16 protein-coding genes and 1 tRNA gene are annotated in these 17981 nt (G+C 73.0%); 5 read left to right on the plus strand and 12 right to left on the minus strand.

The features are described from left to right. Positions 1–61: 61 nt before the first annotated feature. Both ACFWJO_RS01005 and ACFWJO_RS01010 read right to left on the minus strand, forming a co-directional pair. Complete coding sequence (locus ACFWJO_RS01005; RefSeq protein WP_015037566.1) at positions 62–298, minus strand: DUF397 domain-containing protein; 237 nt, start codon at positions 296–298, stop codon at positions 62–64. Continuing rightward, positions 299–1174 carry a helix-turn-helix domain-containing protein gene (locus ACFWJO_RS01010; protein ID WP_386862709.1) on the minus strand — a complete coding sequence of 292 codons (876 nt, stop codon included), beginning with the start codon at positions 1172–1174 and terminating at the stop codon, positions 299–301. A gap of 257 nt (positions 1175–1431) precedes the next feature. On the opposite strand from ACFWJO_RS01010, the gene ACFWJO_RS01015 reads away from it, so the two are divergent. From ACFWJO_RS01015 to ACFWJO_RS01030, 4 genes are read left to right on the plus strand one after another with little or no spacing between them, the layout of a single operon-like run. Then, complete coding sequence (locus ACFWJO_RS01015) at positions 1432–1860, plus strand: ATP-binding protein (protein WP_386862841.1); 429 nt, start codon at positions 1432–1434, stop codon at positions 1858–1860. 5 nt (positions 1861–1865) lie between these two features. Beyond that, positions 1866–2309 (plus strand): hypothetical protein, encoded by a 444-nt coding sequence (locus ACFWJO_RS01020; RefSeq protein ID WP_386862842.1) that lies wholly within the window; start codon positions 1866–1868, stop codon positions 2307–2309. A 31-nt stretch (positions 2310–2340) separates the two neighbouring features. Next, positions 2341–3078 (plus strand): class I SAM-dependent methyltransferase, encoded by a 738-nt coding sequence (locus ACFWJO_RS01025; protein WP_386862710.1) that lies wholly within the window; start codon positions 2341–2343, stop codon positions 3076–3078. A gap of 7 nt (positions 3079–3085) precedes the next feature. Then, positions 3086–3502, plus strand: a complete 417-nt coding sequence (locus tag ACFWJO_RS01030) for a hypothetical protein (protein WP_386862711.1) — start codon at positions 3086–3088, stop codon at positions 3500–3502. An 88-nt stretch (positions 3503–3590) separates the two neighbouring features. Here the strand turns inward: ACFWJO_RS01030 and ACFWJO_RS01035 are convergent. Further along, positions 3591–3675 (minus strand) — tRNA-Leu (locus tag ACFWJO_RS01035). A gap of 314 nt (positions 3676–3989) precedes the next feature. Between ACFWJO_RS01035 and ACFWJO_RS01040 the strand changes: the two genes are divergently transcribed. Then, a complete protein-coding gene (locus ACFWJO_RS01040; RefSeq protein ID WP_384412451.1) occupies positions 3990–5267 on the plus strand; it encodes a DUF2254 domain-containing protein in 1278 nt (425 codons plus the stop codon). 39 nt (positions 5268–5306) lie between these two features. Here ACFWJO_RS01040 and ACFWJO_RS01045 read toward each other — a convergent pair whose 3' ends face one another. From ACFWJO_RS01045 to ACFWJO_RS01085, 9 genes are all read right to left on the minus strand, one after another. Continuing rightward, positions 5307–6422: a sugar phosphate isomerase/epimerase family protein gene (locus ACFWJO_RS01045; protein ID WP_386862712.1), complete on the minus strand. Its 1116-nt coding sequence runs from the start codon at positions 6420–6422 to the stop codon at positions 5307–5309. Further along, on the minus strand, positions 6419–7975 hold the full coding sequence (locus ACFWJO_RS01050) for an alkaline phosphatase family protein (protein WP_386862713.1): 1557 nt from the start codon (positions 7973–7975) through the stop codon (positions 6419–6421). Before ACFWJO_RS01050 ends, ACFWJO_RS01045 begins: the two co-directional genes overlap by 4 nt. Continuing rightward, the gene (gene eboE, locus ACFWJO_RS01055; RefSeq protein WP_386862714.1) at positions 7972–9141 is read right to left on the minus strand and encodes a metabolite traffic protein EboE; all 1170 of its coding nucleotides are present in this window, start codon (positions 9139–9141) and stop codon (positions 7972–7974) included. Before eboE ends, ACFWJO_RS01050 begins: the two co-directional genes overlap by 4 nt. A gap of 13 nt (positions 9142–9154) precedes the next feature. Then, positions 9155–10048 carry a TatD family hydrolase gene (locus ACFWJO_RS01060; protein ID WP_386862715.1) on the minus strand — a complete coding sequence of 298 codons (894 nt, stop codon included), beginning with the start codon at positions 10046–10048 and terminating at the stop codon, positions 9155–9157. Next, positions 10048–10638, minus strand: a complete 591-nt coding sequence (locus ACFWJO_RS01065) for an EboA domain-containing protein (protein ID WP_386862716.1) — start codon at positions 10636–10638, stop codon at positions 10048–10050. Before ACFWJO_RS01065 ends, ACFWJO_RS01060 begins: the two co-directional genes overlap by 1 nt. Next, the gene (locus ACFWJO_RS01070) at positions 10632–11516 is read right to left on the minus strand and encodes a sugar phosphate isomerase/epimerase family protein (protein ID WP_386862717.1); all 885 of its coding nucleotides are present in this window, start codon (positions 11514–11516) and stop codon (positions 10632–10634) included. Before ACFWJO_RS01070 ends, ACFWJO_RS01065 begins: the two co-directional genes overlap by 7 nt. Further along, entirely contained in the window at positions 11513–12427 is a 915-nt protein-coding gene (locus ACFWJO_RS01075) for an SCO3242 family prenyltransferase (protein ID WP_386862843.1), read from the minus strand. Before ACFWJO_RS01075 ends, ACFWJO_RS01070 begins: the two co-directional genes overlap by 4 nt. A gap of 323 nt (positions 12428–12750) precedes the next feature. Continuing rightward, positions 12751–13866, minus strand: coding sequence for an inositol-3-phosphate synthase (locus ACFWJO_RS01080; RefSeq protein ID WP_386862718.1), 1116 nt, complete (start codon positions 13864–13866; stop codon positions 12751–12753). 187 nt (positions 13867–14053) lie between these two features. Then, positions 14054–17794 carry a ThuA domain-containing protein gene (locus ACFWJO_RS01085; protein ID WP_386862719.1) on the minus strand — a complete coding sequence of 1247 codons (3741 nt, stop codon included), beginning with the start codon at positions 17792–17794 and terminating at the stop codon, positions 14054–14056. Between the last annotated feature and the right edge of the window lie 187 nt (positions 17795–17981).

Consider the following 17981-nt stretch of genomic DNA (forward strand, 5'->3'; position numbering starts at 1 on the left):
GGCGGACGAACGGTGGTGCTGACAGCAAGAGTTACGCGACGGACGGGGCGGGGCGGAAGGGTCAGGTGAGCAGGAAGTCAGCCTGGCCGGATTTGGCCCCCTGGATGAACGCGGCGATCTCGCCGTGGGTGTAGATGAGCGCGGGTCCTTCAGGGTCTGCGGACTGTCGCACGGCGACCCTGCCGTCGGCCAGCTTCATGGCCTCCACGCAGTTGCCCCCGTTCCCGCCGCTCCACGGCTTGTGCCATCCCTCGGCACCGAGCTCGGCGGCGGGCATGCCGTTGTATATGCGATCCATTCACAGCTCCTTGCGGAGATCCCGGAGGATCTCCTTCGTGCGTTGTGCAGTCGCGGCCTGGGCCGCCATGCGGTCCATGACCTCGAGGTGGGAGGCCACCTCGGGGCGCGCGTCGAGGTAGACGGCGCCGGTCAGGTACTCGCTGTAGACCATGTCCGGGAGTTCGGGCATGGCGAAGCGGAAGAGGACGAACGGTCCGTAGGTGCCGGGGTGGTGGCCGGACGCGTACTCCGCGATCTGCAAGGTGACGTTCGGCAGCTCCGACGCTTCGAGCAGCCGGTCGAGCTGGTCGCGCATCACTTCCGGCCCGTCGCCGACCGGTCGGCGGAAGACGGTCTCGTCCATGATCACCCAGAACTTGGGCGCGTCCTCCCTGGTGAGCAGGGACTGGCGCTCCATGCGGAGGGCTACATGGCGCTCGGTCTCCTCGGCCGCGTCCTTGGCGCTGCCGACGCCGACGGCCCCGCTGCGCAGGATGGCGCGGGCGTAGTCCTCGGTCTGCAGCAGACCGGGGACGAACTGGGGCTCGTAGGCCCGGATGAGGCTCGCGGCCCCCTCCAGGCTGACGTACATGGAGAACCAGCTGGGCAGCACGTCGTGGAACCGCTGCCACCAGCCGGGGAGGTTGGCCTCCTCCGCGAGGGCGACGAAGCCCTCCGCCTCGGAGTCCGTGACGCCGTACGCCTTGAGCAGGAGCTGGACGTAGGGAATCTTCAGCGCGACTTCGGCGGTCTCCATGCGCCGGATCGTGGCCGGAGCCACCCGGAGGATCTTGGCGGCCTCTTCCCGCTTGAGGCCGGCCCGCTCACGCAGATCCTGCAGACGCCTGCCGAGGACGACCTGTCCCACCGTGGGGGCGGACCGCGGCTCGCTCACTCTTCAGACCTCCCCGACGCGCTGTTTCGACGAGTGTGCCACGACGCCCGTCCAGAGAGAACACCGCACTCTGCAATTTTCAGAGTGCCACTTGCCAAGTGTCCGAGTCGGGAGCACAGTATTCCGGTGAACCAGTACGCATCCCGTCGTGCGCTTCGCCGCGCCGGCATGCGTACGGCACTCCTGCCCACAGTTGTGAGGATCCGGTCGTGGCTTCTGGTAACGCGCACTCCTCAGGTCTCATGAGCGCCCGCGTCATGACCCAGCGCCCACGGCCGCACGCCGAGTTCCGCCGCTTCGCCTTCGAACTGCCCGCGCGCACCGAGTCCGTCGCCCGCGCCCGCAGACTCGCCGAGGAACGCCTCATCCTCTGGGGCTGCGACCCCGACATACGCGACACCGTCGCCCTCGTCGTCTCCGAACTGGTCACCAACGCCGTCGTGCACACCGCCAGCGGACGCGTCGTCTGCGAACTGCGCGAGGGCGAGGAGCGCCTGCGGATAGCCGTGCGCGACGAGGGCGGCCCCGCGGGCCCGCGCATCCGCGACTGCGGCGAGGAGGAGCGCGGCCGCGGACTGATCCTGGTCGACGCCCTGTGCGTCGCCTGGGGCGCGGACCGCACCGGCCACGGAACGGCGCAGATCGTCTGGGCGGAACTCGCGCACGGCATGGGAGAGCCGTGCTGAGGTCGATGGCGACGCTGCTCGTCCCGCGCGCCCGCAAGAGCCGCGAGAACGCCTCCGCACCCTCCGGAAACCCCTCCTCCCCCGTCGGCGTGACCCGGCTCCCCGTGCCCGTCGACCTCCCGGCCACCCTGGGCTGCGACGCCGTCGGCGTCCCCGCCCGCTACGGCTTCCGCATCCTGTCCCGGCTGCCCGCCAAGGGCTGCGTCTACGCCGACGCCGACTGGTGGTGGTGGCTGGTACCGGCCGGCTCCGACCTCGACCTCACCTGGCCGCTCCCCGCCTGCTACGCGCCCGGCGCGGTGATCCCGGACCGCCGGCCACGGCTCGTCCACCACCCCGACGGCGGCTCCCCCTACACCCCGCCCATCCCCCTCTATCTGCTGATCTGCCAGCTGACCGGCACCGCCCCGGCGTGGAGCGTGCCGCCGCAGGTGAGCAGCGCGCTGTGAGCGGGCGCGCGCGAGCCGTAGGGTCGGGGGCATGTTCTCCCCCGAGGGCCCCACGCTCCGCGAACTGACCCGTCAGGCGCTGTCCTCCGTCGAGCACGGCTACGACCTGCTCGCCGCGAAGTTCGACGCCACGCCGTTCCGCACCTCCGACCGCCTCCTGACGGCGGTCGCGGACACCCTGGAGCCGCTCGGCCCCTTCGACTCGGGTCTGGACGTCTGCTGCGGCACCGGCGCGGGGCTCTCGGTGCTGGGCTCGGTGTGCGCGGGCCGGACCGCCGGGGTCGACTTCAGCGACGGGATGCTCGCCGAGGCCCGCCGCGCCCACCCCACCGCGACCCTCGTCCGGGCCGACGCCCTGGCCCTGCCCTTCGCCCCCGTCTTCGACCTGGCCGTCAGCTTCGGCGCCTTCGGGCACTTCCTGCCCGCCGAGCAGCGCACCCTCTTCGCCCAGGTCCACGCCGCCCTGCGGCCCGGCGGCACCTTCGCCTTCCCGCTCCCGGCACCACCGCGCGTGGGCTCCGCCCCGTACTGGATGCTGTGGGGCTTCGACGCGGTCATGCGGGTGCGCAACGCTGTGTGGCGACCGCCCTTCGTCATGTACTACCGGACCTTCCGGCTCGCCGACGTCCGCGCCCGCCTGGAGGGCGCCGGCTTCACGGTGGAACTGCTGCCGGTCCGGTCCCTCGGCGTACGGGACGACGGCAGCCCGCGGTGCCGGCTGGTGGTGGCACGCAAAGGCCTGGACCACGAGGCGCCGCCTCGATCATGATGCCGGGATGACACCGAACCGGACGCGGCCCGGCACCCGGCCCCGCACGCCGCCCCCGGCGCAGGCCGGGCAGCGCCGGACGAGGCGGCGGCTCGTGACGCTCCTCGTCCTGTCCGCCGTCCTGCTGCTGCCCCTCGCGGCCGGGCTGTGGGCCGCCGCGCAGAGCGCGCTGGAGCACAAGAGCACCACCGACTGGCAGGGCAACCACGAGGCCAGGCTCGCGCTGGAGCGGGCGGCCATGCTGCTGGCGGGACTGCCGCTGGCCGGCGCGGCCTGCGGCTGGACCGTGGCGCAGCTGCGCGGACGCAGCGGCCGGATACCGGCGGCCACGGGTCTGCTGGCCGGCACCGTCGCCCTGTGGGTCCTCGGCATCGGCAGCGTCCTGGTCGCGCTCCACAACACCGGGCCGATCTTCGTGTGGTGACCCGCGCCCGCGAAGGCCGCCCGGCCCGCGGCGACGGGACGCGCAAACGCGGAAGGACCCCGACATCCGTCGGGGCCCTTCCGTCTTGTGTCCGAGGGGGGACTTGAACCCCCACGCCCGATAAAGGGCACTAGCACCTCAAGCTAGCGCGTCTGCCATTCCGCCACCCGGACCAGGTGTCTCGCCGCCCCGGGTGTTCCCCGCGGCGACATGGATAACTCTACCAGGGGTTCGAGGTGGCTTTCACCAGCGTTTCCCGTGGTCAGTGCGGCGTGGCCGCCCCTCCGCCCCCGGCCCGTCCCCGACCCGTCCCCGAGTGCTCCGCGAAGCCGGGCGGGACCCGGTCCCGTCGTCCGGGCGGGCGTACAGGGTGTCGCCGTCCGCGTACACGGAGTGGAGGCGGCGGCGGGCTAGCCTGCGCGAGGTGAGCCAGCTTCCTCCGCTTCCTCCGCTGCCGCCCCGCACCGCCCGCTATCCCCGGCCGCGGATGCTCTCCCCGCTGCGGGAGCACCTCCGGGACACCTTCTGGTTCGCCCCCGTCGCCACCATGGCCCTGGTCGTCCTGGTGTGGTGGCTCTGCGACGGGACCGACCGGGCGATCGTCGACGCGCTCCGGGAGGAGGGCGAGTACGAGGCGCTGGGCGACCTCGTCGGGATCGCCGAGGACGCGAAGACCGTGGTGACCACCGTCAGCTCGGCGATGATGACCTTCATCGGTGTCGTCTTCTCCATCTCGCTGGTCGCGGTGCAGATGGCGAGCGGACAGTTCAGCCCCCGGGTGGTGCGGATCTTCATCCGCAGCCGGATCACCAAGGCGACCTTCTCGGTCTTCCTCGCCACGTTCGTGCTGTCGCTGCTCGTGCTCACCTCGTACGAGAGCGAGACCGACCCGCGATACGTGACGAGCGTGCCGCTGGTGCAGTCGATCGTGACGCTGGCGCTCGTCGGGCTCAGCCTGCTGCTCTTCGTGGCGTACGTGAACTCGACGCTGCGCCTGATGCGGGTGGGACACGTGGTGGACCGGATCACCCAGGAGTCGTTCCGGGTGCTGGCGAAGATGCCCTGGTACGAGGGCGGGGGCGGCGACCTCGGGCCGGTGACCGGGCACGTGGTCCACCGGGGCCGGGCCGGGGTGCTGCGGGACGTGAACGTGGTGCGGTTCGTGCGGGTCGCGCGGCGGCACGGTCTCGTGCTGCGGCTGCTGCCGCGGACCGGGGACTTCGTGGTCCCCGGAACCCCGGTCCTCGCGGTGCACGGCGGGGCGGTGCCGAAGGGGCTCGGGATCTCCGTGTCGGTGGGGATCGAGCGGACCTTCCACCAGGACCTCGGCTTCGGACTGCGGCAGCTCTCGGACATCGGGCTGCGGGCACTGTCACCGGCCGTCAACGACCCGACGACCGCCGTGCAGTGCCTGGACCGGATCGTGCAGTTCCTGGCGGCGCTCGCCCACCGGCCGCTGGGCGCCGTGGAGTACCGCGAGGGGCGCGACGGCCGCGGGCCGGTGCGGCTGGTGCAGGACGTGCCGGAGTGGACGGATCTGGTCGATCTGGGCTTCGCCGAGATCAGGGGCGCCGCCGGGACGAGTCCGCAGGTGTCGCGGCGGATGCTGGCGGGACTCGACGACCTCCTGTCGATGGTGCCCGACGAGCGCCGTGAGCCGCTGCTGCGACACCGCGCGCTCCTGGTCGAGCTGGTGGAGCGCGCGGTGCCGGCGGCCGCGGACCGGGCCTTCGCCCTGGAGGCGGACCGCCAGGGCATCGGCTAACCGGTCAGCGCTTCCCTCTCGGCGAGTGGAGGGCCGGGGTCAGCCCTTCTCCCGCAGCGAGTGGAGGTGGGCGCTGGAGCGGCGGGCGAAGGAGAGCGAGTCGACGGGGTTGTCGCGCTCGGCCTGCCAGTGGTGGCCGGGGCGGCCCTGGTGGCCGCGGGTGACCTCGGAGATGAAGCGCCGGTAGTCGATGTCGCCGTCGCCGACGTCCGTCATGCGGTAGCCGTAGGGGGCGGCGGTGTCGTCGCGCTCACCGTCCTTGACGTGGAACAGCGGGTAGCGGTGGGGCTGGGCGAGGACGTAGTCGAGCGGGTCGAAGGGGGCGGGGGTGCCGTCGGGGCGGCGGGAGTAGCGGTACTGGCCGACGTAGGCCCAGAAGACGTCCATCTCCAGATGGACCAGGTCGGGGTCGGTCTCGGCGAGCAGGACGTCGTAGAGGCGCACGTCGGGACGGTCGCTCGCGAAGGAGAACTCCTCGGAGTGGTTGTGCTGGTAGAACTTCATGCCGCGCGCCTTGGCGGCGGCGCCGAAACGGTTGAACTCCTCGGCGCAGCGCTTCCAGCCGTCGACGGTGGAGCCGTAGCGCCAGGGGCCCGAGGCGGTGCCGATGTGCGGCAGGCCGAGGGCGGCGGCGTCGTCGAGGACCCGGTCGAGGTTCTGGGCGAAGGTGTACGCGGCGGGGTCGGAGGAGTAGTAGCCGACGTGGCTGCCGATGCCGCGCAGTCCGTGGTCGGCGGTGAGGGCCTTGAGTTCGGCGAGGCTGATCGGGCCGGCGGAGCCCTGGGTGTATCCCGCGAACTCGACCTCGTCGTAGCCGTACTTCTCCAGCTCGGCGAAGACGGTGGCGAAGCCGAGGGTCGCGACCTTGTCGCGCAGGGAGTAGAGCTGGATGCCGAGACGGCCGGGAGGCAGCACGGGACGGCCGTGGCCCCGGCCCTGGGCGGCGGGGTCGGCGGCGTTGTCGGTGCCGTCGGCCTGGGCGGGGGCGGCGGTCGCGCCGAGGAGGGCGGCGGCGGTCGCGCCGGCGGCGACGCCGAGCATGTTCCGTCTGCTGAGGCGGTGGGTCAGCTCCGGGTCGGCGGAGCCCCGGCGGGAGGTGAGCGGGGAGGTGATTCGCGAGGTGATTCGGGAAGCGATTCGGGGGTTGCGGCTCATCTGTGGATAACTCCTTCGTCGTCGGATTCGTCTGCTTCACTGGAGGCAGTCGGGGAGAGACCGGCCAGCTGGAGCAGCAGGGCTTTCACATCGGTGGCCGCGACGCGGCCGGGCAGGGTGCGGGGGGTGGAGCACAGGATGAGCGGACCTTCGTCCTCGCTCGCGGGGAGGCGGCCGTGGCTGCCGCGAATAGGTGAGGGATCGAGCGGCACGACCGCCATGCGGTAGCGCATGCCGAGTTTCTTGCGGGCGACCGCCCCGGCAGCCTTGAGCCGTACGTACGGGTCGAGCGGGTCCATGAGGAGTTCGGCGGGGTCGTAGCCGGGCTTGCGGTGGATCTCGACGAGCTGCGCGAAGTCGGGGGCGCGTGCGTCGTCGAGCCAGTAGTAGTACGTGAACCAGGCGTCGGGCTCGGCGAGGGCGACGAGTTCGCCGGAGCGCGGGTGGTCGAGTCCGTGCTCCTTCTTGCCGGCGTCGTCAAGGAGCCGGTCGAGGCCGGGGAGCCCTTCGAGGGCCGCCCGGGTGGCTTCGAGGTCGGCGGGCCGCCGGACGTACACGTGGGCGATCTGGTGGTCGGCGACGGCGAAGGCGCGCGAGGCCATGGGGTCGAGGTACTCCATGCCGTCCTGGGTGTGGACCTCCAGGAGTCCGGCGCGGCGCAGGGCGCGGTTGATGTCGACGGGGCGGTCGGCGCGGGTGATGCCGTACTCGGACAGGGCGACGACGGTACGGCCCTCGGCGCGGGCGTCGGCGAGCAGCGGGGCGAGCGCGGCGTCGAGTTCGGCGGCGGCGCGGTGGGAGCGCGGGTCGTCGGGGCCGTGGCGCTGGAGGTCGTAGTCGAGATGGGGGACGTAGGCGAGGGCGAGGTCGGGACGGCGGGTGCGCAGGACGTGCCGGGTGGCGTCGATGATCCAGCGGCTGGAGACGAGGTCGGCGCCGGGTCCCCAGAAGCGGAAGAGAGGGAAGGTGCCGAGCTTTTCGGTGAGTTCGTCGTGGAGGGCGGGCGGCCGGGTGTAGCAGTCGGGTTCCTTGCGGCCGTCGGCGTAGTAGACGGGACGGGGTGTGACGGTGATGTCGGTGTCGGCTCCCATGGCGTACCACCAGCAGATGTTGGCGACGGTGTAGCCCGGGTGGGCGCGGCGGGCGGCGTCCCAGAGCCGGTCGCCGTGCACGAGTCCGTTGTGCTGGCGCCACAGCAGGACGTCGCCGAGCTCACGGAAGTACCAGCCGTTGCCGACGATCCCGTGCTCGGAGGGGAGGGTGCCGGTCAGGAAGGTGGACTGGGCGGTGCAGGTCACGGCGGGCAGGACGGTCGAGAGCGCGGCCTGCGAGCCGTCCCGGGCGAGGGCCCGCAGGTGGGGCATGTGGGGCAGCAGGCGCGGGGTGAGCCCGACGACGTCGAGGACGAGGAGCGGGGTGGGGACTGGGGCTGAGGGCGGGGAGGGGGGCGGGGGCGGGGCTGACGCAGGGGCGAGGGTCGAAGGCGGGGACGGGGACGGGGGCGGGCCGGGAGGCGGGGAGGGGGGCGGGGGCGGGGAGGGGGGCGGGGTCATGGGAGTTCCTTGAGGCCGAGGTCGGTCAGCAGGTCGCGGGCCAGGGTGAGTTCGGCGGCGATGCCGTCGGCGAGCCGGGCGCGGGTGCGTGGTCGGCGTTCGGGCGGGAGGGCCTGCCAGGTGTAGGTCTCGACCTCCAGATGGCGGGTGCGCGGGTGGGGGCCGCCGACCAGGAGGGCGAGGCTTTCCCGGAGGACGGGGAGCGTGGAGGTGAGCGGGGGCTCGGGCGGGGCGTGCAGCGGGACGTGGAAGTGGGCGCGCCAGGGTGTGGAGTCGGGCAGGGCGTCGCCGGTCAGGGCCTCGGGGAGGTCGTCGGTGCCGCGCAGGCCGGCGGCGGTGAGGGTGCGGGTCTGGTGCAGGAAGCGGGGTTCGGCGAAGGCGGCGAGCGCTTCGCGGACCTCGGGGAGGTGCGGGTGTTCGGCGTGCAGGGCGGCGGAGAGCTGGGCCTTGGGGATGGGGATGCCGGCGGTGCCGAGGGCCGCGAGGGCGGTGTGCGGGTCTTCGAAGGAGGTGGCGAGGTGGCAGGTGTCCAGGCAGACGCCGATGCGGGGGCTGGCGACGGCGGCGAGCGGAGCGATGGCGTCGGCGACGGTTTCGACGGTGCAGCCGGGTTCGGGTTCGAGGCCGACGCGGACGGAGCGGCCGGTGAGCTCTTCGAGGGCGTCGAGGCGTTCGGCGAGGCTGGTGAGCGCGCTGCGGGCGGTGTCGGCGGCGCGCGGGTCGTAGGGGGTGCGCCAGGCGATCGGCAGGGTGGAGACGCTGCCTTCGGTGATGTCGTCGGGGAGGAGGGAGGTCAGCAGCCGGGCGAGGTCGGTGGTGTGGGCGAGGCGTTCGGGGCGGGTCCAGTCCGGCTGGTAGACGCGGTACTTGACCTCGTCGGCGCCGAAGCCCTCGTAAGGGAAGCCGTTGAGGGTGACGACCTCGAGGCCGCGGCGGTCGAGTTCGGCGCGCAGGGCGCGCAGGGCGGCCGGGTCGGCGACGAGGGAGCGGGCGGCGTCGCGGGCGAGCCAGAGGCCGATGCCGAGCCGGTCGCGGCCGAGCCGGCGGCGGACGGGTTCGCAGTGGTCACGGAGCTGGGCGAGGACGCCGTCGAGGGTTTCGGCGGGGTGGACGTTGGTGCAGTAGGCGAGGTGCACGGTGGAACCGTCGGGGTGGCGGAAGCGCATGCCCGGCCTCCTGTCATTCTCCGCCGCGGCTGACGGAGTTGCCCTCGTAGAGGGCTCCGTACGGGTCGGCTCCCGCCCGGGCTCCCGCCCGGTCGGCTCCGGCCGTGGCGGGCAGTTCGGGGTCGAAGCGGCCGCTGAGGCCGTAGAAGGCGAGGGGGTTGCGCCACAGGACGCGGTCGACGTCGTCGTCGGTGAATCCGGCGGCGAGCATGGCGTCGGCGACCTTGCGGGTCTTGAGCGGGTCGCTGTGGCCCCAGTCGGCGGCGGAGTTGACGAGGACCCGTTCCAGTCCGTGGGTTCTGAGGAGGGCGACCATGCGGGTCTCGTCCATCTTGGTGTCGGGGTACACGGAGAAGCCGAGCCAGGCTCCGCTGTCTGCGGCCTCCTTGACGGTGGTCTCGTTGAGGTGGTCGAGGAGGACCCGGCCGGGGTCGAGGGCGGACTCCTTGACGACGTCGAGGGTGCGGCGCAGGCCGGCGAGCTTGTCGCGGTGCGGGGTGTGGACCAGGGCGGGCAGTCCCTGGTCGGCGGCGAGCTGGAGCTGGGCGGCGAGGGCGTGGTCCTCGGCCGGGGTCATGGAGTCGTAGCCGATCTCTCCGACGGCGACGACGTGGTCCTTGTCGAGGTAGCGGGGCAGTGCGTCGAGGACGGGGAGGCAGCGGGGGTCGTTGGCCTCCTTGGGGTTGAGTGCGAGGGCGCAGTGGTGGGCGATGCCGTACTGGGCGGCGCGGTAGGGCTCCCAGCCGAGGAGGGAGTCGAAGTAGTCGAGGAAGGAGGCGGGCGAGGTACGGGGCTGTCCGAGCCAGAAGGAGGGTTCGACGACGGCGCGGATTCCGGCCGCGTACATGGCGCGGTAGTCGTCCGTGGTGCGGGAGGTCATGTGGATGTGCGGGTCGAGGATGCGCATCAGGACTCCTGCTCGGTCGGGGACTGTCCGGCGGGCCAGGGCCGCGCGGGCCCCAGGGCGAGGGCGAGGACCCGGTGGAGGTCGGCGGGGACGGGCCGGCCTGCGGCGGTGCGTTCGGCGGCGTAGTCGCGGAGCATCCGGGCGAGTTCGGGGTCGCCCGAGGCGCGCCGGTCGAGTGCGGCGACGGCGTCGACGGGGACGGCGGTGAAGAGGCATTTGAGGACGGCGTGCCGCCAGAGGTGGGCGGGGAGGTGGGTGGCGGCGTAGGGGCCGAGGGCGGCGGCGAGCAGGGTGGTGTCGTGGGTGCGGAGGGCGTCCTCGACGAGCGGGAGGGCGTCGGGTCCGGTGACGAGGGACGGGAGGGCGAGGAGGACGGCCCGTCGTTCGGCGGAACTGCCGTGCCGGTAGAGCCGGTTGAGGGTGGCAGGGTCGGCGCGGGCGGCGGCGAGGAGCCGTAGCCGGGCGGTGTCGGCGTGGTCCTGGCCGCAGTGGCGGCCTGCGGCGGTGAAGCGCGACTCCCAGGCGGGGAGTCGGGCGGTGGCCTCTGCGAGGGCGTTGTCGAGCCAGGCGCGGGCGGCTTCGGTCAGCACGGGGCGACCTCCCGGGAACGCAGGAAGGAGAGGGAGCTGCGGGCGAGTTCGGGGCCCGCGTGGGAGTGGCGGGGCAGCTCGACGACGGTGAGGCCCGGGTATCCGGCGGCGGTGAGTTCGGTGAGGGCGGCGAGCAGCGGAGGGAAGTCGATCTCGCCGTCGCCGAACGGGAGGTGTTCGTGGACGCCGCGGCGCATGTCCTCGATCTGGACGTGGTGGATCCAGGGTGCCGCGGCGCGCAGGCAGTCGGCGGGTGTCAGGGGTTCGAGGCAGTGGCAGTGGCCGAGGTCCAGGGTGAGGCCGAGGACGGCGGGGTCGGGTGCGCCGAGGAGGGTGCGGAGGTGGTGGAAGTCGTCGAGGGTGGCGAGGAGGTGGCCGGGTTCGGGTTCGACGGCGAGCGGTACGCGGGCGGTGGCGGCCGTGTCGAGGAGCGGGGCGAGTCCGGCGGCGAGGCGCTGCCAGGCGACGGGGGCGGGCGTGCCGGCGGGCGGGGCGCCGCTGAAGCAGTGGACGGCGTGGGCACCGAGTTCCTCGGCGATACGGAGGGCGGTGCGCAGCAGTCCGGCGCGGGTGGCGCGTGCGTCGGGGTCGGGGTCGAGGAGGGAGGGTCCGTGTTTGCGGCGCGGGTCGAGGACGTATCGGGCGCCGGTCTCGACGGTCACGGTCAACCCGAGCGCGTCCAGTCTGCGGGCGAGGCGGGCGGTGCGGGCGGGCAGGTCGGGGGCGAGCGGGTCGAGGTGCATGTGGTCGAGGGTCAGCCCGACGCCGTCGTATCCGAGGTCGGCGAGCAGACCGAGGGCGTCGTCGAGCCGGAGGTCGGCAAGGCCGTTGGTCCCGTAACCGAGACGGGGCCGGCTGCCGCCGGGGCCGGGGGTCATGTGGGGCTCACCTTCCGGGCGAGGGCTCGGGCGAGTGGGGCGAGGGTGAGGACGGCGAGTGCGGTGGCGGGGGCGCCGGAGCGGGCCGCGAGGGTGGCCTGGAGGGGGACGAGGGCGCGGATGCCTCCGCCGACGGCGCGTTGGGTGAGGGGCGGCGAGGGGTTGAGCGCGGCGTGCAGCAGGGGCGTGGCGGGTGTCCGGGCGTAGTCGGCCGCCAGCACCGTGGCGAGCGGTGCCCCACCGCCTCTGCCCGCCGCCGTCGCGACCCCGGCGGTGACCGCGAGCGCCACGAGCGGCGCGGTGGTCGTGCCGCCCTGGGTCTCGTGGCGGGAGACCACGGTGACGGCGTAGGTGTGCGCACCGATGAGTCCGGCGGACGCCGCGGTCCGCCGCCATGCCGCGAGGCCTTGGGCGGTCTGCGGGAGGCGCGCCGGGAGGTGGCCGCCATGGGTGGCGGGCCCGGTGTGCCGCGCCGAGGTGGCCGTGGCTCCCAGGAGCAGGTCCAGGGTGCGGGCGGTGGCCATCGCGGCGGGGCCGAGGCGGGTGTGCTTGAGGTGGAGGTCGTACGACCAGACGGTCGCCGCGAGCGCACCGGCCACGGCCAGGGGGGCGCGGCCGGCGCGGGCGGCGAGGGCGAGACCGGCGGCGGTCAGGGCGGCGGAGGCGGCGAGTGCGGCGCCGGGGCGGATCCGGCCGGAGGGCAGCGGGCGGTGGGGGCGGTCGAGGGCGTCCTCGGCCCGGTCGGCCCAGTCGTTGAGGGCCATGCCCGCCTCGTACAGGCAGAGGGAGGAGCCGAGGGCGAGCAGCGTCCCGCGGTTGGGGCGCGTGCCGAGCGCGGCGGCTCCGGCGAGCGCGTCGCCCGGCACGGTCGCCAGCGCCGACACCCGCAGCAGCTCGGCCCAGGCACCGATCCGGCTGCCCCGCCGCGGCCGGCACCCTCGCGCTGCGGCACCGGCGTGGTCCTCCGCCCCGTGCCCGCCTGACCCGCTCCCGACCGACGCGTACCCGACCGACCCGTACCCGACCGACCCGCTCCCGACCGACCCGTACCCGGCCGACCCGTACCCGACCGACCCGTACCCGGCCGACCCGCTCCCGACCGACCCGTACCCGGCCGACCCGCTCCCGACCGACGCCTGCCCGACCGACTCAATCCCGATCGGCCCCTGCCCGACCGACCCGTGCCCGGCCGACCCGCTCCCGCCCACCGCGCTCCCGAACGTCCCGGCCCTCCTCACCGCTCGTCCTCCCCCAGTCGCATCGCGAACGCCACCAGCCGGGTGTACTGCTCCGCGAGGCTCGCCGGCGGGGTGCCGTCCGGGTCCTTGAAGTAGAAGGCGAGGTCCTCCAGGGGGCCGGTCAGGCCGCGGGCGTGGGCCTTGGCCGTGAGGCGGGCGAGGTCGAGGACGAGGGGTGCGGCCAGTGCGGAGTCGCAGCCCTGCCAGATGGTCTGGAGGATCATGCGGGAGCCGAGGAAGCCGTCGAAGGCGACGTGGTCCCAGGCGGTCTTCCACTCCCCCAGGGCGGGGACGTCGTCGATGTGGACCTGTCCCTCGACGTCGGGGCCGAGGATGTCGTCGAGGACGCGTTCCTTGCCGGCGTTCTTGGCCGCGGCGGCCGCCGGGTCGGCGAGGGCCGCGCCGTCGCCGCCGCCGAGGAGGTTGCTGCCGGACCAGGCGCGTACGGTGAGGGCGCGCTCGCGGAACATGGGGGCGAGCACCGACCGGAGCAGGGTCTGGCCGGTCTTGCCGTCGCGGCCCGCGTACGGCAGGCCGCTCGCCTGGAGCGCGGGTGCCAGGCGGGGATGGCGCAGGCCGGTGGACGGTGTGAAGTTGACGTACGGGCAGCCGGTGCGCAGCGCCGCCGCGGCGTACAGCGAGCTGGGTGGGAGCCCGACGCCCCCCGACGCCGGCTCCGTGGAAGCCACATTCACCACCACGACCCGCTCCAGGTCCAGTCCAACGCGGAAGTCCGTCAGGTCGGCGGCGAGGGCTGCGACGAGTTCGTCCTCGGTGCGGGTGTCGCCGGGCAGCGGTCCGCCGGGGCGGATGCGGGCGTCGGCGGCCTCGAGTTCCGCGGTGACGGCGGCGGCCAGGCCGGGCGGGAGCACCCCGGCGGCGGTCAGTGCTTCGGCGCGTTTGGGCAGCGGGCAGTCGGCCGTGTCGTGTCCGCCGAAGACGAGGGAGGTGAGGGGCGGCAGCGCCGCCGCGGCGAAGGGGGCGGTCTCGGTCACCATGCCGGTCGGCGGGTGGAGGCCCGCGGTGACGGCGGCACAGCCGGCCACGGCCGTGGTGGCGACGGAGCCCCTCGCTCCGACGAGCCAGACACCGGTGCGCGCATCGCTGGTCACGACTGCCCTCCTTGCGGAAGTTGCGGGAGTTGCGGGAGTTGCGGGAGTTGCGGGAGTTACGGGAGTTACGGATGCTCCGGAGGTTCCGGGCGCCTCGGAAGCCTCTGGAGTCACGTGCGTACGAGTGGAGTGACGGCGGGCGAGGGGTACGGCGCCTCCCCGCCCGCCGTCGGCCGGTGGGGAGCCGCTAGGAGGCGAGCTCCTTGATCCGGATGTTGCGGAAGGAGACCTGGTCGTCGGCTCCGTGGTTCTGGATGCCGATGTGGCCGTCGGCCAGGCTGCGGGCGGGGTCGGTGTTGGTGAAGTCGTTGATCTTCACGCCGTTGAGGAAGACCTGGAGGCGTTCGCCCTGGACGCGGATCTCGTAGCTGTTCCACTGGCCCGGGGGCCGCAGTGCCTGGTCGCGGGCCGTGAGGTCGGCGGACTTGAAGCCGTAGACGGCGCCGGTGGTGCGGTCGGCGGCGTCGGTGGCGTCGATCTGGATCTCGTAGCCCTTGTTCACCGCGGACCACGGGTCGTCGGAGGCGGGGAAGCCGACGAAGATCCCGGAGTTGTCGTCGCCGTCGAGCTTCCAGTCCAGGGTGAGGGAGTACGCGCGGAACTCCTTGGCCTGGTACCAGAGCAGTCCCATGCCGCCCACCGACCTGAGCTCGCCGTCGGCGACGTCGAAGCCGCCGGGCCCGGCCTGCTTCCAGCCGTCCTTCGTCTCCCCGTTGAAGAGGGAGCGGTAGCCGGTCTGCGGCCGGCAGTCGGCCGTGACCTGTCCGGTGGCGTAGCGCAGTCCGCCGAGCAGGTGCTGCCGGAAGGCGGGTTCGGCGTAGGACTCCTTGGTGTGGCCGCCGCCGGTGTAGAAGGACCGGCCGCCGCCGTAGCTCTGGCACCAGGCGATGGGGTGGTCGCCCTTCATGGTGCCGCCCTCGTAGCTCGTCTCGTCGAGGGTGGCGAGGATCCGGGCCTGGCCGCGCGGGTTGGTGCGGTAGTTGTACCACTCGTCGGTGCGCTGCCAGGTGCCGCCGAGGTGGGCGGTGGCGGGGTGCGCGTGGTCCTCGACGCGGACGGTCGCGGGCTGGATCTGCGGGTGGGACTGGAAGTAGGCGCCGACGAGTCCGCCGTAGAAGCCCCAGTCGTACTCGGTGTCGGCCGCGGCGTGGACGCCCATGTAGCCGCCGCCGGCGGAAACGTAGTTCTCGAAGGCGGTCTGCTGCTCGGTGTTCAGGACGTCGCCGGTGGTGGAGAGGAAGACGACGGCGTCGTAGCGGGCGAGATTGGCGGTGGTGAACTGGCGGGGTTCCTCGGTGGTGTCCACGGTGATGCCGCTGTCGGCGCCGAGTTCCCTGAGGGCGGTGAGGCCGGCCGGGATGGAGTCGTGGCGGAATCCCGCGGTTTTCGAGAAGACGAGGACGCGCTTCGCGGTGCGGTCGACGGGCCGGTCGGTGATCGTGAAGTCGTCGACGTCGTAGAGGGCTCCGGTGCCACCCTTGAAGACGAGGAAGAGTTCGGTGGTGCGGCGCGGGACGTTGCGCAGCGGCACGTCGATGTCCTGGAAGGTCTCCCAGCCGCCGGTGACGGGGACGGGTGTGGAGCCGAGCAGGGTGCCGGTGGGCGATCCGGTGCGGACCTCGAGGAAGCCTCCGGTTCCGCCGGAGGAGACGCGGGCGGTGAGCTTGGTGGAGCCGGTGAGGTTGTACGGGGTGAAGGAGATCCAGTCGCCGTCGTGGACGTCGCCGACGGTGCGGCCGCCGTTGGCGGGGGCCTTGTCGATCACGGAGACGCCGGACTGCCGGTCGAAGTGCTCGGCCTGGCGGTGCCGGGGCTGGAGCTTGGCCTGGTCACGGCCGGTGAGCGGGGCCTGGCCGCCGCCACCGTTGTCGGTGTACTCGGCGCTGAAGACGGCGAAGATGTTCGCGTCGTCGTCGTGGCCTCCGTCGGCGTCGGTCTTGATGGTGCCGGTGCAGCCGTTGGCGGAGGTGACGGGGTGGCCGTGGCTGTCGTGGCCGAGGACGTAGGTGACCTTGACCTTGGCGCAGTCGATCGGCGCGGTGGCGCCGTCCTCCGGGTCGGTGACGGTCACCTTGAACGGGATCTCGTCGCCGAAGGTGAAGAGTGCTCCGTCGGAGGGGAGTTGGAGGTCGACCTTGGGTTCGGTGTTGCCGACGACGACCCGGACGGAGGCGGAACCGGTGCGCCCTGTCGGGTCCTTGGCGGTGACGGTGGCGGTGTAGGTGCCGTTCGTGCGGTAGGTGTGGGTGGGGTTGGCGGCGGTCGAGGTGGCGCCGTCGCCGAAGTCCCAGCCGTAGGTGAGGGCTTCGCCTTCGGGGTCGGTGGTTCCGGCGGAGGAGAACGCGACCTTGAGGGGTGCGGTGCCGGAGGTCCTGCTGGCGCTCGCTTCGGCGGACGGCGAGCGGCCGCCGGTGGCGTTCTCGATGCGGTAGAGGCCGGAGTTGTCGTCGCCGCCGAACCAGGCGGTGCCGTAGTCGAGGACGTAGAGGGCGCCGTCGGGGCCGAAGGCCATGTCCATCACCTGGGTGCCGGTCCACGGGACCGGGTTGATGGAGCGGACGGTGCCGTCGGTGTCCTGGTCGATGCGCTTGATCCAGCGCCGGCCGAACTCGCCGGCGAAGAAGTCGCCGTCGTACGACTCGGGGAACTTCACCGGTGAGGTGCTGGCCGGGTCGTAGCGGTAGACGGGGCCGCCCATCGGGGACTCGGAGCCGTTGCCGAACTCGGGTACGGAGCCGCCGTTGTAGGGGATCCAGGCGGGTTCGGCGGGCGGCAGGTCGACGAGTCCGGTGTTGTGCGGGGAGTCGTTCTTCGGGGCGGCGCAGTCGAAGGCGGCGCCGGAGACCTTGGTCGCGAAGTCGTAGTCGACGTACGGGTCGTTGGCTCCGGTGCAGAAGGGCCAGCCGTAGTTGCCGGGCTTGGTGACGCGGGCGAACTCGACCTGTCCGGCGGGGCCGCGCAGCGGGTCGGCGGCGCCGGCGTCGGGGCCGTAGTCGCCGACGTAGACGATGCCGGTGGCCTTGTCGACGCTGAAGCGGAAGGGGTTGCGGAAGCCCATGGCGTAGATCTCGGGCCGCGTCCGGTCGGTGCCCGGAGCGAAGAGGTTGCCTTCGGGGATGGTGTACGAGCCGTTCTCGGCGACCTTGATGCGGAGGAGCTTGCCGCGCAGGTCGTTGGTGTTGCCGGAGGTGCGGCGGGCGTCGTAGGCCGGGTTGCGGCCGGGGCGTTCGTCGATGGGCGTGAAGCCGTCGGAGGCGAAGGGGTTGGAGTCGTCGCCGGTCGACAGGTAGAGGTTGCCCTGCGCGTCGAAGTCGATGTCGCCGCCGACGTGGCAGCAGATGCCGCGGGTCGCCGGGATGTCGATGACCTTCTTCTCGCTGGCGTTGTCGAGCGTGAAGTCGGCGTTGAGGGTGAAGCGGGAGAGCCGGTTGACGCCGTCGAACGGGGCGAAGTCGGCGGCGGTGCCCTCGTTGGGCGCGTCGCCGGCCGGGGTGCCGAGCGGCGGCGCGTAGTAGAGGTAGACGGCGCGGTTGCGGGCGAAGTCCGGGTCGAGGCCGATGCCTTGGAGGCCTTCTTCGTCGTGGGTGTAGACGGGGACCTTGCCGACGACGGTGGTGTTGCCGGCGGCGTCGGTGCGGCGCAGTTCGCCGTTGCGCGAGGTGTGGAGGACGCTGCGGTCGGGCAGCACGGCGAGGGACATGGGTTCGCCGACCTCGGCTGCGCCCTTGGCGAGGGTGACCTGCTGGAACTCCTCGGCGGCGGCGGCCGCGGGCGCGGTGGTGTCGGGGTCCGCGGCGAGCGCCTGGGGCGCGCCGAGGGCGAGCAGTCCGACCGTGAGCAGGGCGAGTGACTTCCTGGGTCGGGGAGTGGCTCGGAGTCTGGCTCGGAGACTGCCTCGGAGACTGGCTCGGAGTCGTTGTCTGTGCACGGATGTCCTCCGGAGTCGGGCCGGGTGTGCGGATGTCCGGGGACCGGCGTGCGCCGTCACGCTGGTCGGTTCGTCCACTTACGTCATGTACACATCAGGACCGTAGCGAGGTTCGTCCCTGTCGTGAACCCCTTGCGCACGGATCCGTCGAACTTTCCACCGCGAGAGGACAAAGCCCCTCGCGGTG

Source organism: Streptomyces sp. NPDC127092, from assembly GCF_042722475.1.
Classification (GTDB): Bacteria; Actinomycetota; Actinomycetes; order Streptomycetales; family Streptomycetaceae; genus Streptomyces.

Coding starts and splice junctions, on each gene's coding strand:
- ACFWJO_RS01005 (WP_015037566.1), bottom strand. CDS start 298: ATGGATCGCATATACAACGGCATGCCCGCCGCCGAGCTCGGTGCCGAG.
- ACFWJO_RS01015 (WP_386862841.1), top strand. CDS start 1,432: ATGACCCAGCGCCCACGGCCGCACGCCGAGTTCCGCCGCTTCGCCTTC.
- ACFWJO_RS01020 (WP_386862842.1), top strand. CDS start 1,866: ATGGCGACGCTGCTCGTCCCGCGCGCCCGCAAGAGCCGCGAGAACGCC.
- ACFWJO_RS01025 (WP_386862710.1), top strand. CDS start 2,341: ATGTTCTCCCCCGAGGGCCCCACGCTCCGCGAACTGACCCGTCAGGCG.
- ACFWJO_RS01030 (WP_386862711.1), top strand. CDS start 3,086: ATGACACCGAACCGGACGCGGCCCGGCACCCGGCCCCGCACGCCGCCC.
- ACFWJO_RS01040 (WP_384412451.1), top strand. CDS start 3,990: ATGCTCTCCCCGCTGCGGGAGCACCTCCGGGACACCTTCTGGTTCGCC.
- ACFWJO_RS01045 (WP_386862712.1), bottom strand. CDS start 6,422: ATGAGCCGCAACCCCCGAATCGCTTCCCGAATCACCTCGCGAATCACC.
- ACFWJO_RS01050 (WP_386862713.1), bottom strand. CDS start 7,975: ATGACCCCGCCCCCCTCCCCGCCCCCGCCCCCCTCCCCGCCTCCCGGC.
- eboE (WP_386862714.1), bottom strand. CDS start 9,141: ATGCGCTTCCGCCACCCCGACGGTTCCACCGTGCACCTCGCCTACTGC.
- ACFWJO_RS01060 (WP_386862715.1), bottom strand. CDS start 10,048: ATGCGCATCCTCGACCCGCACATCCACATGACCTCCCGCACCACGGAC.
- ACFWJO_RS01070 (WP_386862717.1), bottom strand. CDS start 11,516: ATGACCCCCGGCCCCGGCGGCAGCCGGCCCCGTCTCGGTTACGGGACC.